We start from the raw sequence: 15,124 nt of genomic DNA, 5'->3' as shown, positions 1-15,124 counted from the left end.
CTAACCCTGCTGCCCGCGAAGGGACATGGGGAATTCCCCGCAGGGGTGACATGGATTCACGGGCCCGGCCGCGCTCCGCTCAGAACCCGGTCGCGCCGTCGACGCGCTCGCGGATGAGGTCGGCGTGGCCGTTGTGCCGCGCGTACTCCTCGATCATGTGGGTGAGGATCCAGCGGAGGCTGAAGGGCTCGCCCTCGCGCCACCTGACGCCGGCGCCGGTGTAATCCAGCGACCGCTCGGCGGCGAGCTCCCGGGCCTTGGCGATCTCGGCCTGCCAGGTGGCGAGGGCCTCCTCGCCGGTGTCCTTCTTCGTGACCTTGAAATCCTTGTCGCGGTCGGTCTCGTCGTAGTAGATCGGCGGCGCGTCCTCCCCGGAGAGCACCCGGCGGAACCAGTGGCGCTCCACCTCCGCCATGTGCCGCATGAGCCCCATGAGGGACATGATGGACGGCGGCGCGGACGCCGTCCGCAGCTGCTCGTCGTCCAGGCCGGCACACTTGGCGGCCAGCGTGGCCCGGTGGAAGTCCAGCCAGCCCTCCAGCATTTCGCGTTCGCCCGCGGTGGTCGAGGGCAGGGGGCGCTCATTGATCGTCATGGGGCCATCATCGCGGCGCGGTTCGCGCCCACGCCAGGGGTTATCGTCCCAGCGCTCCCCGCAGCAGCTCCCTGAACCCCCGTCGCAGTTCCGCACGGCTGGGCACCTCGGCGTGGTAGCTCCCCGCCGCGCACGAGAACATCAGCCCGTCGCACCACGCGATGACCGACATCGCGTGCCGCTCCGGTTCGGGGGAGCCCGCGGCCGTCATCAGCGCGATCACCGGAGCGCGGAAACGGTCCCGGCCCGTCACGTCGTAGACCTCCCTCAGCTCCGGGCGGCGCGCCGCCTCCAAGGCCAGCTCGTAGCGGGCGAGGACCAGTTCGCGCTGCCCGGTCAGCGAGCGGTGCAGCGCGAGCGCGAGGGCGTCGGCCAGCGCGTCGAGCCCGTCCGCCTCCGCCGGATCCGGCAACTCGCGGGGCGTCAGCATCGCCTCCTCGCGCTCGGCCAGCCGCCGTACGGCCGCCTCCAGCAGCGCGGCACGGGTACGGGCGTGGTTCGACGTGGAGCCGGGCGGCAGCCCGGCGGCCTCGTCCACGGCACGGTGGGTCAGGCCCCGCATGCCGCGCTCGGCGAGCAGGGCCAGCGCGGTGTCGGCGATCAGCTGGGCGCGGGGGCGGGCGGGGACGGTCTTCTCGGTGCGCACACCGCCCAACCTACCGCCACCACTACAGGCGTAGTAGCTTGGCTTCACTACACCTGTAGTTCCGCTCTCGGGAGGAACCCATGGCACAGCCCCGCGCCGTCGTCATCGGCGGCGGCATAGGCGGCCTCACCGCGGCCTGCGCCCTGCACCACGCCGGCTGGAACGTCACCGTCCTCGAACGCGCCCCCGCCCTCGAACCCGTAGGCGCCGGCATCGCCCTGGCCCCCAACGCCCAGCGCGCCCTCGACACCTTCGGCGCCGGCGACGCCGTACGCGCCCTCTCCGGCTGGCAGGCCGACGGCGGACTGCGACTGCCCGACGGCCGCTGGCTCTCCCGCACCAGCAACGAGGCAGCGGCCCGGCGCTTCGGCGGCCCGGTCGTCGTCGCCCATCGCGCCGACGTCGTCGGCCTGCTCGCCGCCCGCCTCCCCGAGGGCGCCATACGCACCGGCAGCCCCGCCGCCCTCACCGACCCCGGCGCGCCCGACCGGCCCGCCCGCGTCACCACCCCCGACGGCGACCTGGAGGCGGAGCTCGTCGTCGGGGCCGACGGCATCCACTCCGCCGTCCGCGCCGCCCTCTTCCCTGGCCACCCCGCCCCCCGCTACACCGGGGCCACCGTCTGGCGCCTGGTCGTCCCCCGCCCCACCACGCCCTTCCCGGCCCACGAGACCTGGGGACCCGGCCGGCTGTGGGGCACCGTCCCCCTGCGCGACGGCCGCGTCTACGCCTACGCCCAGGCCGTGGCCCCCGCCCGGGCCGTCTCGCCGGGCGGCGAACTCGCCCAGCTCAGGCGCCTCTTCGGGGACTGGCACCACCCCGTGCCCGACATCCTCGACGCCGCCGACCCCGCAGCGATCCTGCGCAACGACGTCCACACCACGGCCCGCCCCCTGCCCGCCTTCCACCGCGGCCGGGTCGCCCTCCTCGGCGACGCCGCCCACGCCATGGCTCCCAACCTCGGCCAAGGCGGCTGCCAGGCCATCGAGGACGCCGTCGTCCTCGCCCACGCCCTGGCCACCGCCGCCCCTCACGACGCCCTCGGCGAATACACCCGGCAGCGCCTGCCGCGCACCACGGCCGTCGTCCGCCGCTCGGCCCGCGTCGCCCGCCTGACCCGCCTCTCCTCACCCCTCGCCCGCGCCCTGCGCACCGCGGCCCTCACCACCGCCAACCGCCTCGGCCCCCGCGTCGCCCTGCGCGGCCTCGACGGCGTGGCCGACTGGCGCCCGCCCGGTGAGGACCGTCACCGCGACGCGCGGGCGGCCTTCCCGACGAGCCAGACGAGCAGCTCCACGACCCCGTAGAGGGCCAGGACCGTCAACGAGCCGTAGACGGCCCAGTCGCCGGTCCGGACGTACGGGCTGGTGCCGCGCGCCAGGGGCACGTCGTAGACGGCCGCGGCACTCCGGTCCGTGCCCAGCCGCTCGCCCACGATCCGCCCCCGCGGATCCGCCACCGTACTCACGCCCGTCAGCGTCGCGTGCACCATGGGCCGCCAGGTCTCGGCAGCCCGCAGCGCCGCGAGCGAGGCGTGCTGGGCGGGCGCCCAGCTGTGCTGGAAAGTGGACGTGGCCGACTGCGCGACGAGCAACTGGGCCCCGTCCCCGGCCAGCTGCCGGCTCATGTCCGGGAAGGCCGACTCGAAGCACACCAGCGGCCCGACGAGCAGGCCCCGGCCCCGGGTGTCCGGCAACCGCATCACCACCTGCGCGCTGCCGCGCCGCCGGTCCTCCCCGGCCGCCTTGCCCACGGACGTCGCCCAGCCGAGCAGCGAGCGGGCCGGAATGTACTCGCCGAAAGGCACCAGCCGCATCTTGTCGTAACGGTCCCCGGTCGGCCCCTCCGGTCCCACCAGTACGGAGCTCTTGAAGATCCCCGGCCGGTCCGAACGCCGCGCGTCCACATTGACCAGCAGATCCGCGCCGACGGACCGGGAGAGCGCGGCCAGCCGATCGCGCAGATCGGGCCGGTTCCCCAGATCCTGCCCCACGCTGCTCTCGCCCCACACGACGAGATCCACCCGCTGCCCGGCGAGCTCGCGAGTGAGCTCCTCCTCCCGGTCGAAGCGCCGCTGTACGCTCCCCACCCCGTCGACGACGCCGGGCTGAACGACCGCCACCCGCACCGTCCCCGCGAGCTCCGGCACCGGCGCCCACCCCCACACCACGGCGACCACGGCCGCGCAGACGAGCGCCCCCGCGACGGCCACCGTGCGGGCACGGGGCGCCGAAACGAGCGCGACGAGAGCGGTGTTGACGCCCACGACCAGAAACCCCACCAGCCAGACGCCCCCCACGGACGCCACCCGAAGCGCCGGGGCGACCTGCCACTGACTGGCCCCGAGCAGCCCCCAGGGCCCGCCCAAGTACTCCCAGGACCGCACCAGTTCGACACCGATCCACCCGGCGGGCACGACGAGGAGGGCCGCCGCCACCCGCCCGGGCCCCGGCACGCCCCCCAGCAACCGCCGCACGAGCAGCCCCCAGGGCGCCCACAGCAACCCCAGCAGCGCGGCCAGTACCAGGATGAACACATGCAGGCTCGGCAGCAGCCAATGATGCACGGCCAGCAGGAACCCGGCCCCGCCCAGCCACCCCTCGAGCGCCGCCCGCCGAGCCGTGAGCGCCGACCGGACGAGCAGCATCCACGGCACGAGCGCGACCCAGGCCAGCCACCACAGGGAGGGGGCGGGGAAGGCGAGGGCGGGGAGAGCGCCGGCGAGCACAGCCAGACCAGCCCGCCACCACGGCGAGGCGAGGAGCCGTCCATGCCGCTCCGTCGACGGCCTCATCGTCATCACGAGCCTCCCTCACGCGTGCTGACCATCAGTGTGGGGCATGCCCGGTCATTTACCTGTGCCACCACGCATGAGTGAGATCGGTACCGTGCCGGGGGCGAACCGACCTGCCTGCTGGTGCGATGCGCCCGAAATCGCGAGCTTGAGTCCGTAGCGTGAATTCATGCCATCGATGTCCTGGGGACCTTGAAGTTGGGCTGGCTGACGTGGAGTTCGACGAGTTGTCCGCCGGATGGAACCCAGGCGCCTGGTCGCCGCCGTCGGCGACTACAGGCCCGGGGGTGGGCCCTGCGCGCCCGCCCGCTCCCGGAGTGCCGTGCGGCTGTCGAAGCGGGGGACGTCGCGGTCCCGGCCGCCGGCCCAGCTGTGCTGGTGGAAGGTCCACGGGTGCTGGATGGCCGGGCGGCCGACGGCTTGGGTGGCGTCCTTGACGTCCTCCAGCCAGCGGTCCTTGTCCAGGCGCCAGACGTTCTAAGTTTGATTATCGGATTTCTGATACGACAGTTCGCCTGCATCCTGAAGCGACGAACAAGACGGCGTCGACCAGAGAGTATGGGAGAAGCTCCCCCTGCGACAGCCACGTTTCTAGGTAAGTCCCTGGTGTAAACGGTCGTGTCGGAGCACTCAGGAGTCGCGTGGCGGTACGAGCAGCGCTCTAGTGGTAAGAGTTTGAGGCATGGTGCCCAGTATGCGCGAAGCCGACCACGTTGCGCCGTATCGCGCCGGTACGCGTGGTTGCTACGCTTACTTGAGCGCCAGGGGGCGGACGCTAATAGATGGTGGGGTCGGGTCCGCCGGATAGCAGCGCGGTGTCGGAGGTGGATCATGTGCTGTGCGCCCAACCAGGCTTCGCGGGCACACGGACGCAGGCGCGAGCACATGCGATGTCCTTGTAGGCGGCGGCACTCCAGTCCCCGTCCAGACCATGGTCGCCGCCCTCGCCGCTGATATCGACGTTACACGCCTCTTCGTCACTGCGATGTTCTTACGTCCGTGCACCCTCCGGCGCGCGTGCGCCAGCGGCAAGCCGGACTCTTACCCGCGGGTCGAGTGCTGTGATGACGGCCTTGCTGCTGGATGGCGCTGTGTGCTGCCGGGATCCGGCGGCCTCGACGACAGCTGCCGCTGAGAGAGGGGGACGAGCATATGAGCTCCAGTAAAGGTGCCGAATTTTCCACGCCTTGGCCGCTTCAGGACAATCCCCATATAGATCACGCGAGGAAGGCAGCCGTCGACTGGATGCAGGCCTTTGGCCTGCTTCAGGACCAGAAGTCGGTGGAGGAGTTCACCACGTGGAAGCTCGCCGAGGTCGCCGGTTGGTTCTATCCGCACGCCGACATGGACCAGTGCGCTACGGCTGCACAGATGATGGGATGGTTCTTTCTGCCTTTCGACGATCAGCTCGACGGTCGTATGGGGCGTACCCCTCAGCAAGTCTCAGAGATCACGTCCGCTCTCATCGGGATCGTTCACGGTGAGCCAGTCCCGGCGAAGCTGCGCTCACCCACGGTTCTGGCGTTCACGGATCTATGGGCACGGATGACCCGTGGTACCTCTCGAGCCCTGTATTCCAGGATCCAGCATCACTGGACCGCGTACTTCTCGTCGCAGCTTACTGAGACCCTGGACCGCGCCAGCGGCTACGTCTACGCAGATCTCGAGGCGTACTTCGATCTACGGGCTGCTACCGCGTGCTGCTTCGGGGAGCATGATCTGGCGGAGCATTGGGGTGGCACAGAGGTGCCGGCTCAGCTGTGGCACCACCCCCTGCTAGCACGAATGCGGAAGCTGGGAGCAGACCTGGTGGGCATCCGTAACGATTCTCTGTCCCTGCCTCATGAGGACGTCGACGGTGTGCACAACGCCATCCACATTATCGAGCGAACCTGCTCGTGCACGCGTGAGCGAGCTATCGAACGAGCCTCTACGCTCGCCCAAAACAAGGCTGACGAGCTCGTCTTCCTTGAACAGCGGGACCTGCCGAGGCTTCTGCAGCGTCTGAATGCAGAACAGCGGCACGCTGTCCTCGGATACGCCGAGATCGTGCACAACTGGATCGTTGGCGACTATGAATGGGAACAGGCCACGGCCCGCTACGCATCGCACCGCGAGATGCCCGAATGGGCCGCCGACCTGCTCACGGCCGAGTGCGCACGGCACTGAAATCGCTCGAACGGGTGACCGCACTAGAGGCGAGAAGTTTGTTGCCAGTGCTTCGCACCTGGGTGGTGCGTAACCCCGGCCGGTTGAAGTTGCCCCAACCAGGGCGATCGGCCCGACGCCGGTCACCGTTGTCGTAGCGGGCCAGGTAGATCAGCCGACTGCGGTGACCGGGCCGGTAGCAGGCAAGGGCCGAAAGGAGATGCGTCTGTGAGGCCGTCCCCGGACACGGACCACTGTGGTGATCCCGCGCCGGGCTCAGGTGCGGGCTCTTGGCGGCGTCATGGAGAACCCGGCCTCATAAGATCAGCAACGGCGGCGCAGCCACTTCCGCTTCATGAGCGACTTCCACCACGAGGAACGCGCAGGGGACGACTCGCCGGGAGTCGTCGCCGGAGCGGTCGTCCGTCCGCTCGGCGCGCCCGGCTGCGCTGACGCCGACTCGTAGTCGACGAGCTCCGAGAGCCGGGGCTGGTGTGGCGTGAACTTCACCGGCAGTTCGGTCAGGCGGCGGCTCATCATGGCCGAAAGGTAATTGAGTTCTGACTCATCACAGGCGAGCGTGAGATCGGGCAGCCGCCACAGCAGGGCGTCGAGTCCTGTGCCGGCGATGGCTCGTCCCACGTCCTGACCGGGACATTCGTGTGCTCCGCCACTGAAGGCGAGATGGGCGCGGTTGCCGTGGATTGGCGCGTCCAGGTCCGGCCGGACCACCTTGTCCATATTGGCGGCGGCCAGACCCATCACCAGCGCGTCGCCGGCCTTGATCTGCTGCCCGCCGAGCTCCGTGTCTTGAGTCGCCCAGCGGCCCAGGATGGCGATGAACGGTGGCTCATCCCAGAGCACTTGCTCGACAGCATCGGGAAGCGTCATGTGCCCGCCTGCCAGGGAGGCTCGGAAGCGGACATCGGTGAGCACCATCTTGAGGGTGTTCGCGATGATGTTGACGGTGGATTCGTATGCGGCGATCAGAACGAGCCGCAGGTGCTCTTGCACCTCGTTGTCCGAAAGGCCGGAGGGATGTTCCAGCAACCAGGAGGTGAAGTCGGCTCCGGGCTGGACGCGCTTCCGCGCTACGAGTTCGCGCAGCGTCTCCTGGAGGAAGTCATTGCTCGCGACCGCCGTCTCGGTTCCCCTGAGCATGTCGAGAGCGGCATTGGCCAGCCGGGGGCTGGCCTCCTCGGGCATGCCGAGCAGCTGCGTCATTGCCATCATCGGCAGATGCTCGGCGAACTGACTCACGAGATCCGCGCGACCATCGGCGCAGAAATGGTCGACCAGCTGGTTGACGCACTGCGTGACATGGCGGCGGATGCCCCGCTTGTCGAAGCGCGCGATGCTGTCGTTCACGGCGCCGCGCCACCGCTCGTGCTGCTCGCCGTCGGCGAAGACACAGATCGGTTGCCAGGCGGTGACGGGCGCCAGTGGGTGATCGGGGGGCACCCTGCCCTCGCGGAACTCGCGCCAGTGCCGGGAATCCCGCGAGAACCGTGATGGCGTCCGTGCCACGTCGAGATTCTCCCGGTACCCCAGCACCAGCCACGCCGGCAGATCGCCGGAGAGCAGCACCGGCGCGACCGGACCGTGTTTGGCACGCAGCCGCTCGTACAGCCCGTAGGGGTCCGACTCGGCCTCCGGGCCGTAGAGCCGGGACGCGCCCGCGTGGGACGCGCCGATGTGTGCCGGGCACCCCGGCGGCGGGGCCATGAGGGAGTCGGTGCGGGCGTGTTCGGGGGGGTTGGTCACTGGGGCTCCGGGGAGACGGTCGTGAGGGTGTAGAGGTAGCGCATCAGCGCCATCAGGATGTCGCGGCAGGAAGCGCGGTCGCGGGCGTCGCAGTCGATCATGGGGACGGAATCGTCCAGGTCCATGGCCGCGCGGAGTTCCGACACGGGGTATCTGGGGGCTCCGGGGAAGGCGTTGACCCCGACGACGAAGGGGACGCCGCGTTCCTCCAGGCGGCCGATCACGTCATAGCTGACCTCCATCCGGCGGGTGTCGAGGAGTACGACCGCGCCGAGGGCGCCCTCGAAGAGGCCGTTCCAGAGGAACCAGAACCGCTCCTGGCCGGGCGTGCCGAACAGGTACAGCACCAACTGGTCGTTGATGCTGATGCGGCCGAAGTCCATGGCCACCGTGGTCTCGGTCTTCTGCTCGATGCCGGCGAGGTCGTCCACGCCGACACCGGCCTGCGTCATCGTCTCCTCGGTGGTCAGCGGACGGATCTCGCTGACCGAGCCCACCAGGGTCGTCTTGCCGACCCCGAAGCCCCCGACGATGACGACCTTGACGGCCGCGGTGGCCGTGGCGGGGAGGGTGTCCTCGCTGCGCGGCCCGGCGTAGCTCTCAGAGCTTCTGTAGTCCATGCATCACCGCCTCAAGGATTCGGACGTCGGGCAGCGCGGCCGCGGGTACGGGCGGGCGGGCCTCGACCTTTCCGTCGGAGAGCAGCTCGGTGAGCATCGGGGTGAGGGTGCTCACCGGCAGCTCCAGATAGGCGGATATCTCGGCGACCGAGAGGGGGAAGTCGCACATCCGCACGACGGCGGCGTGCTCGGGCTGGAGGCCGGGGTCGGGCTCCGTGCGGGAGACGATCAGGGTGACCAGATCGAGGTGGGTCCTGGGCCTGGCCCGTGTCTCCGCCGTACTGAGGATGTACAGCCTGTCCGGATTGCCGGGTGGCTCCGCACCGGGCTCGTTGTCGGGTCGGGAACCGTTCATGTGGCCGCCCCGCCGACCCGGGGCGGGCTGGTGAGATGGGAGCCGATGCGGGCCACCAGATCCCGCATCTTCATGCCCATCAGCCCGGCGTCCACGTCGTCGTCGGCCAGCACGGCCAGATACGCCCCGGCCCCGGCGGCCATGAGGTAGAAGAAGCCGCCGTCGACCTCGATCACCACCAGGCGCATCTCCCCGTCCCCGTGCGGGAACTCCTGCGCGATGGCCGTCGAGAGGCTCTGCAGTCCGGCGCAGGCGGCGGCGAGGCGGTCGGCGACCTCCGTGTCCGTACCGTGCTGGGCCATGCGCAGGCCGTCCGAGGACAGCACGATCACGTGGCGGGTCTGGGGGACGCTGGTGGCCAGGTCCTTGAGCATCCAGTCCATGTTGAACCGCGGCTGCTGCGTCACTTGGCTACTCTTCCTTGTCTGACGGGTTATCAGTGATGGGCCGCCCGTTCTGCTCGTGCAGCTCGCCGTTGATGCCGCTGGTGAACGCGGCCAGCCACATTCCGGGCTGTACGGGCGGCTCCTCGGGCACGGACGGGGTGGGCGTGCGCCCCTCGGCCGCGTTCCGGGCACGCTCGGCGGCCGCGCCGCGGCCGAAGGGGAGCGGGGCCGGCCCGCGCCGCCGACGGCGCTGGGGCAGACCGCCGTCGCCCATCGGCGGCGGCACGGGGCTGTCCATCATCGGCGTCTCGGACGGCTGGAGGGGGATGGAGCCCGGGCGCCGCTTCTTCTTGGCGGGCGGGAGCTTGGGCGCGCGGGCGATGTCGCCGCCGGGGAACCTGCTCGCGGTGATCAGGTTCGGCGGGATGACCAGCACCGCGCGGACGCCGCCGTAGGCCGAGGGCCGCAGCGACACGATGAAGTCATAGGTGTTGGCCAGCCGGCTGACCACCGCCAGCCCCAGCCGCGGGGACTCGCCCAGGTCGTCCAGGTCCAGGCCGCCCTCCTTGGACAGCACCCGGTCCGTGCGGCGGCGGGCCTCGTCGGTGAGACCGACGCCGGCGTCCTCGATCTCGACCGCGATCCCGGACTGGATGTCGACGGCGGTCAGATGGACCCGGGTCTGCGGCGGCGAGTAGCGGGTGGCGTTGTCCAGCAGCTCGGCCAGGGCGTGGATGACCGGCTCGACGGCGGGACCCACCACGGCGACGTCGGCCACGGAGTGGAGGTCCACACGGCGGTACTCGAGGATGCGGGACATCGCACCGCGCAGCACGTTGTAGAGCGGGATCTCGGAACGCCACTGACGGCCGGGGCGCGAGCCGCCCAGAACCGCGATGCTGTCCGCGAGACGGCCGGTCAGGGCGTTGCCGTGGTCGAGGTGGAGCAGGTCGCCGAAGACATCGGGGTTGTTGCCGTGCTTGTGCTCCATCTCCCGGATGTCGTACGCCTGCTGGTGCACGATCGCCTGCATGCGGCGAGCGATGTTGACGAACGCCCGGTGGGCCGCGTCACGCAGCGCCTCCTCCTGCTGCACCGCCTCGATGACGGACCGCACCACGGCCCGGTGCGCGGCGGAGAAGCCGGGCTCCAGCTCATGGGCCGGGACGGTGACCCTGACCACCTGGTCGGTGGGGGCGCCGCGGCGCATCAGCTTGAGCGCCTCGGGGAGGACGTCCCGGGCGAAGCGCCAGGTCTCGGCGTCGTGCTGGTCCAGCCGGCGCTGGAGGAGCGCCTCCCGCTCGGCCAGGCGCCGGCGCAGCCCCGCGATCACCCTGCCGCGCCGGGCCGCCTCGGCGGAGGCCAGCCCCACCGCGACGGTCGCGGCCGCTCCGCACCAGACCACAGGCGCGCGCGCCGCCGGGGTCACGGAGAGGACCGCCGTGACCGCGCACACGGCCAGCACCAGTGGGGAGATCAGCCATATGAGCGCGGAGGCGGGCCGCCTGGGAGCCGACGAGCCTGTACCAACCATCGAGATCCTCGGAACTCTTGAGACAAGGGAGTGGGTGCCGGAGCGCGGCATTTTCCTCGCTTCTTGGGCGGGAAAGACGGCGGCAGCACAGCACTTGACCGCGGCGGGCCGTACACACGTCGGCCCGCTGCGCGACATGGAGCGTAGCCGGTCGTCGGACGCTCCCGGCGCGAACTTGTCATATTCGCGGAATGAGCTGACGAGCGAATTCGAAAGGCTTCATAATGGCCCACGCCCGAGTGGGCGAATGCATTTCCGAATGGCAGGGGGCGCGTTCGGCCCGAAGCGCGGCCAGGGCGAAGGTCACGCTCACGGGTGGTCCGTCCACCGAACCCTGCCCCTTGGCCGGTGGACGGGGCTAGGCTCGCTCCACCACATCCTCCGGGGAGACACCGTCATGTCGGGGCAACAGCGTGAACGCGTCCTATCTGCCGCCCTGTTCGAGCGAGAGCGCGAGCTATCCGTCGTCGAGCGGGCGGTGTACGGCCTCTGCGGCCGTGAGATCCAGGGTGAGATGCAGTGCGAGGTCCAGAAGGAGAGCACTGAGAACGAAGAGGTCCTCGAGGCCGGTCGTGCCGAAGAGGACCGTGAGACCGAGGGTGTAGCCGAGAAGGCAGGCGGCCTGCTGCTCATCAGCGGTGAAGCGGGCCTGGGCAAAACGGCGTTGCTCACCCATGTGCGCCGCGTCGCCGGGGAGCGTGACGACTGCGCCGTGCTCTTCGGGCGCGGCAGCAAGTCCGCCGAGAGAGTCCCCTTCACCGTCGTCCGGCAGCTCCTCCAGCCCGAGCTCGCCGCGATGACCCAGGAGGCCCGGCGGGAGCTGCTCGGCGACTGGCACGACATCGCCGGCCCGGCGCTCGGCATCACCCCGCCCGTCGGCCCGCTGGCCGACCCCCAGGGCGTGCGCGACGGACTCGACTGGGTGATCACTCAACTCGCCTTCAAGGGAAAGCCCTTGGTCGTCATCGTCGACGACGCCCACTGGGTCGACCCCGAGTCCCTGACGTGGCTCACCTCCTTCGCCGTACGGCTGACGGAGATGCCGCTCCTCATCGTGCTGGCCTACCGGCCGGAGGAACTTCCCGACCACACCCCGGGCTTCAAGGAGCTGGTCGCCGGGCGGGTGGCCCGGCCTGTCGAGCTGCACGCCCTGACCCCCGAGGCGGTGGCCGGGCTGGTGCGCGAAGCCCTCGGCCCCGGGGCGGACGATCCGTTCTGCCGCGAGGTCTGGGCGGTCACCGGCGGAAACGCCTATGAGGCCGTCGAGCTGATAGCCAAGGCACGGGACCGCGACATGGATCCGGTCGAGGAATCCGCCGCCCTGCTGCGCGAGCTCGGTGCCGCCGCCCGGGGCAAGGGCCTGGTCGCCCGGCTCGAGCAGCTGGGGTCCGCCGTGACCCGGTTCGCCTACGCGGCGGCAGTCCTGGGTACGGAGATCGAGCTCACGCTCGCCGCCAACCTGGCCGGCATGGGCCCCACCGAGGCCAAGCAGCGCGCCGACCAGCTCCGGGAGGCCCGGATCCTCACGGGCGACACCACGCTGGAGTTCGTCCACCCGCTCATCGCCACCGCCGTCTACCGGGCGATCCCGACGGGCACCCGCACCGCCATGCACGGGCAGGCCGCCTGGCTCTCCGCCGACGCGGGCAAGGGCGTCGCCGTCTCAGCCCGGCACCTGCTGGAAGTGCACCCGGACGCCGACGCGGACGTGGTCGGCCAGCTGCGCGCGGCGGCCAGGGAGCACCTCGCCGTCGGTGCCCCCGACGCGGCCCGCCGCTGTCTGGAGCGGGCGCTGCTGGAGCCTCCGCCGGAGGAGGACCGGGCCATGCTGCTCTACGAGCTGGGCTGTGCCGCGCTGCTGACGTCACCCAAGACGACGATCAACCACCTCCGCGCCGCCCTGGACCTGCCGGACCTCGGCGAGGACCTGCGCATCGACGCCACCTTCCGGCTCTCCCAGGCCTACGCGCACAACAGCCAGCTCGACGAGGCCGCCAGGGTGGTCGCCGACCAGGCGAAGCGCATCCCGGCCGGCCCGGGGCGGATGCGCCTCCAGGCGGCCCACTACATGTGGCAGGGCGTGCAGGTGGAGGAAGAGGACGCGATCGGCCGCTCCCACCGCATCGCCGAGCTGGCCCGTGACCTGGAGGGCCGGGACAACGCCGAGCGCACCCTGCTCGTGCTGCGTGCCTTCGACGGGACGCTCCGCAGCGAGAACTCCCTGGAGGTCGGCGAGTTCATCGACCGGGTCCTGGTGGACGGCAAGCTCCCCGACGGTCTGGGCTGGACCAACGCGGAGTGGGGCTTCGAGATCCCCAGCCAGATCGGGATCGTCTGTTCCTATCTCGACAGGCTCGACGAGGCCGGGGAGCTCTTCGACCAGGCCGTGCGCGCCTTCGAGATCGCCGGCTGGAGCGGTGCCCATCTCGCGTTCGCCCATGACTTCCGGGGGCTGGTCCTCCGGCGTCGAGGCGATCTGGAGGAGGCCGAGCAGGCCCTGCGCAAGGGGCTGGGCCTGGCCCACCGGCTCGGCCCCGGGCTGCCCATCCAGTGGGACGGCACGTGCTTGCTGATCGACACCCTCATCGCCCGGGGCAAGATCGACGAGGCCCAGGAGGTGGCGGAGGCCAATTCCTTCCTCCCGCCGTACTCACCCGCGATCGTTCTTCCGGACGCCGCCTGTCTGGCGGGCAGGCTGCTGCTCGCCAGGGGCAAGACGAAGGAGGCCATCGAGGAGCTGGAGGCCGCCGGGCGCAGGCTCGAAGAGCGCGGTCGGCACAACACCCTCTGGGCTCCCTGGGCGCTCGACCTGGCCTTCGCCATCAAGGACGAGGAGCCGGAGCGCGCCCGGACCCTGGTCAGCCAGGCGATCCAGCACGCCATGCGGTTCGGCACCGACACGGCCATCGGCGAGGCGCTGCGCCTGGCGGCGAAGGTGGACGCGCCGCGAGAGCGGCCGGACAGGCTGAGCAAGGCCGTCGCCCATCTGCGGAAGTCGCCCTGTCGCTACGAACTCGCGGCGGCACTGGTCGACCATGGAGTCGCGCTGCGCGAGTGCGGTCAGCAGGCCGAGGCGGTGGAGCGGCTGCGGGAGGGCCTGGAGCTTTCGGAGCGCTGCGGCGCGGACGGGCTGGTCCGTACCGCCCGGGCGGAGCTCGTGGAGCTGGGCGTCGAGGAGGAGGCCATCGAGGAGGAGGCCGAGCCCACGGGCTGAGTTCCCGTGTTGACGCCGTGGGTTGACGACGGGGCGTCAAGTGGAGAGGGGCCGCCGGCCCGGGGTGACAGGCTCAGGAGGCGCGGCGGCCCGTCTTTTTGGCAGCGGTCTTTTTCGTCGTCGCCGAAGCGCTGGTCTTCGTCGTACGAGTCTTCGAAGAGCCGCTCTTTGTGGTGGTCTTTTTGGCCGCAGTCTTTTTGTTCGTCCCTCTGCTCGATTCCGCGGTCTTTTTTGCACGCCCGGACGGCGTGGATTTCGCCGCCGCCTTCGCGGGGGCGCCCTTCCCGCTCGCCGAATCGATGGAGGCCTGCAGGGCCGCCATCAGGTCGATGACATTGTCGGGCGCGGCCGTGGTCTTCTTCCGGGGCGCCGGCCGGTGGTCCAGGTGGGCGCTGATGAGCTCGCCGAGGGCGATCTCGTACTCGTCCTCCAGGGTGTCGAGGTCGAAGTCCTCCGACAGCGTGTCCATCAGGCTCGTGGCCATCTTCAGCTCCTGCGGCCGCACGGTGACCGAGGAGGACGGGGCGAGGCCCTTGCTGTCGCGGATCTCGTCCGGCCAGTACATGGTGTGGAGGACCAGCATGTCCTCGTGGACCCTCAGCAGGGCCAGCGACTCCCGGGTCCGCAGCGCGATCTTGGTGACGGCGACGCGTTCGGTCTGCTTCAGCGTCTCCCGCAGCAGGACGTAGGGCTTGTCGGCTGCCGCGCTCTCCGGGGCGAGGTAGTAGGCGCCGGAGAGCCGCAGGGCGTCGATGCGGTCGGCGTCGACGAAGGCCAGGACGTCGATGAGCTTCTTGCTCGGCAGCGGCAGGCCCGCCAGCTCGTTCTTCGTGACGACGGCCGTGTTGCCCTCGTCGTCCTCGAAGCCCTTGGCGACGTGCTCGTAGTCGATCTCCTTGCCGCACGCGTCGCAGACGCGCTTGAGGTGGATGCGGCCGCCGTCCTCGTCATGGACCTGGTGGAGCCTGAGCCCGTGCTCCTGGACGGCGGCGTAGAGCCGTACCGGCACGGAGACCAGGCCGAAACCGATGGCGCCCTTCCACATCGTCCGCATAGATCCGTCCCTCC

Annotated in this window: 12 protein-coding genes; 3 read left to right on the top strand and 9 right to left on the bottom strand. The window is 70.6% G+C overall.

What is annotated here, in order from left to right:
- Positions 1-79: 79 nt before the first annotated feature.
- Entirely contained in the window at positions 80-595 is a 516-nt protein-coding gene (locus tag EKH77_RS04445; protein WP_126913128.1) for a DinB family protein, read from the bottom strand.
- 40 nt (positions 596-635) lie between these two features.
- A complete protein-coding gene (locus EKH77_RS04440) occupies positions 636-1,241 on the bottom strand; it encodes a TetR/AcrR family transcriptional regulator (RefSeq protein WP_240667217.1) in 606 nt (201 codons plus the stop codon).
- Between the two features lie 80 nt (positions 1,242-1,321).
- Here EKH77_RS04440 and EKH77_RS04435 point away from each other — a divergent pair, with 80 nt between their 5' ends.
- Positions 1,322-2,548: an FAD-dependent monooxygenase gene (locus tag EKH77_RS04435; RefSeq protein WP_126913127.1), complete on the top strand. Its 1,227-nt coding sequence runs from the start codon at positions 1,322-1,324 to the stop codon at positions 2,546-2,548.
- Here EKH77_RS04435 and lnt read toward each other — a convergent pair.
- Positions 2,488-4,041 (bottom strand): apolipoprotein N-acyltransferase, encoded by a 1,554-nt coding sequence (gene lnt, locus EKH77_RS04430; protein ID WP_126913126.1) that lies wholly within the window; start codon positions 4,039-4,041, stop codon positions 2,488-2,490. The two genes, EKH77_RS04435 and lnt, sit on opposite strands and share 61 nt — an antisense overlap.
- A gap of 1,146 nt (positions 4,042-5,187) precedes the next feature.
- On the opposite strand from lnt, the gene EKH77_RS04425 reads away from it, so the two are divergent.
- Positions 5,188-6,204 carry a terpene synthase family protein gene (locus tag EKH77_RS04425; protein ID WP_126913125.1) on the top strand — a complete coding sequence of 339 codons (1,017 nt, stop codon included), beginning with the start codon at positions 5,188-5,190 and terminating at the stop codon, positions 6,202-6,204.
- Between the two features lie 303 nt (positions 6,205-6,507).
- Here EKH77_RS04425 and EKH77_RS04420 read toward each other — a convergent pair whose 3' ends face one another.
- The 5 genes from EKH77_RS04420 to EKH77_RS04400 are packed head-to-tail and all read right to left on the bottom strand — an operon-like array spanning position 6,508 to position 10,842.
- A complete protein-coding gene (locus tag EKH77_RS04420; RefSeq protein WP_126913124.1) occupies positions 6,508-7,947 on the bottom strand; it encodes a cytochrome P450 in 1,440 nt (479 codons plus the stop codon).
- On the bottom strand, positions 7,944-8,567 hold the full coding sequence (locus EKH77_RS04415) for a GTP-binding protein (protein WP_126913123.1): 624 nt from the start codon (positions 8,565-8,567) through the stop codon (positions 7,944-7,946). Before EKH77_RS04415 ends, EKH77_RS04420 begins: the two co-directional genes overlap by 4 nt.
- Entirely contained in the window at positions 8,548-8,922 is a 375-nt protein-coding gene (locus EKH77_RS04410) for a DUF742 domain-containing protein (RefSeq protein ID WP_126913122.1), read from the bottom strand. The genes EKH77_RS04415 and EKH77_RS04410 overlap by 20 nt, the downstream gene beginning before the upstream one ends.
- On the bottom strand, positions 8,919-9,305 hold the full coding sequence (locus EKH77_RS04405; RefSeq protein ID WP_126917876.1) for a roadblock/LC7 domain-containing protein: 387 nt from the start codon (positions 9,303-9,305) through the stop codon (positions 8,919-8,921). The genes EKH77_RS04410 and EKH77_RS04405 overlap by 4 nt, the downstream gene beginning before the upstream one ends.
- Positions 9,306-9,333: 28 nt before the next feature.
- Positions 9,334-10,842 carry an ATP-binding protein gene (locus EKH77_RS04400; RefSeq protein ID WP_126913121.1) on the bottom strand — a complete coding sequence of 503 codons (1,509 nt, stop codon included), beginning with the start codon at positions 10,840-10,842 and terminating at the stop codon, positions 9,334-9,336.
- Between the two features lie 397 nt (positions 10,843-11,239).
- Here EKH77_RS04400 and EKH77_RS04395 point away from each other — a divergent pair, with 397 nt between their 5' ends.
- A complete protein-coding gene (locus EKH77_RS04395) occupies positions 11,240-14,056 on the top strand; it encodes an ATP-binding protein (RefSeq protein WP_240667216.1) in 2,817 nt (938 codons plus the stop codon).
- A 73-nt stretch (positions 14,057-14,129) separates the two neighbouring features.
- Here EKH77_RS04395 and EKH77_RS04390 read toward each other — a convergent pair whose 3' ends face one another.
- Positions 14,130-15,110, bottom strand: coding sequence for a Ku protein (locus EKH77_RS04390; RefSeq protein ID WP_126913120.1), 981 nt, complete (start codon positions 15,108-15,110; stop codon positions 14,130-14,132).
- Positions 15,111-15,124 lie beyond the last annotated feature (14 nt).

Origin of the sequence: Streptomyces luteoverticillatus (genome assembly GCF_003970715.1) — a bacterium.
GTDB lineage: Bacteria > Actinomycetota > Actinomycetes > Streptomycetales > Streptomycetaceae > Streptomyces > Streptomyces abikoensis.
The sequence above is the reverse complement of the archived record's forward strand: the minus strand, read 5'-3'. Positions and strand labels throughout refer to the sequence as shown.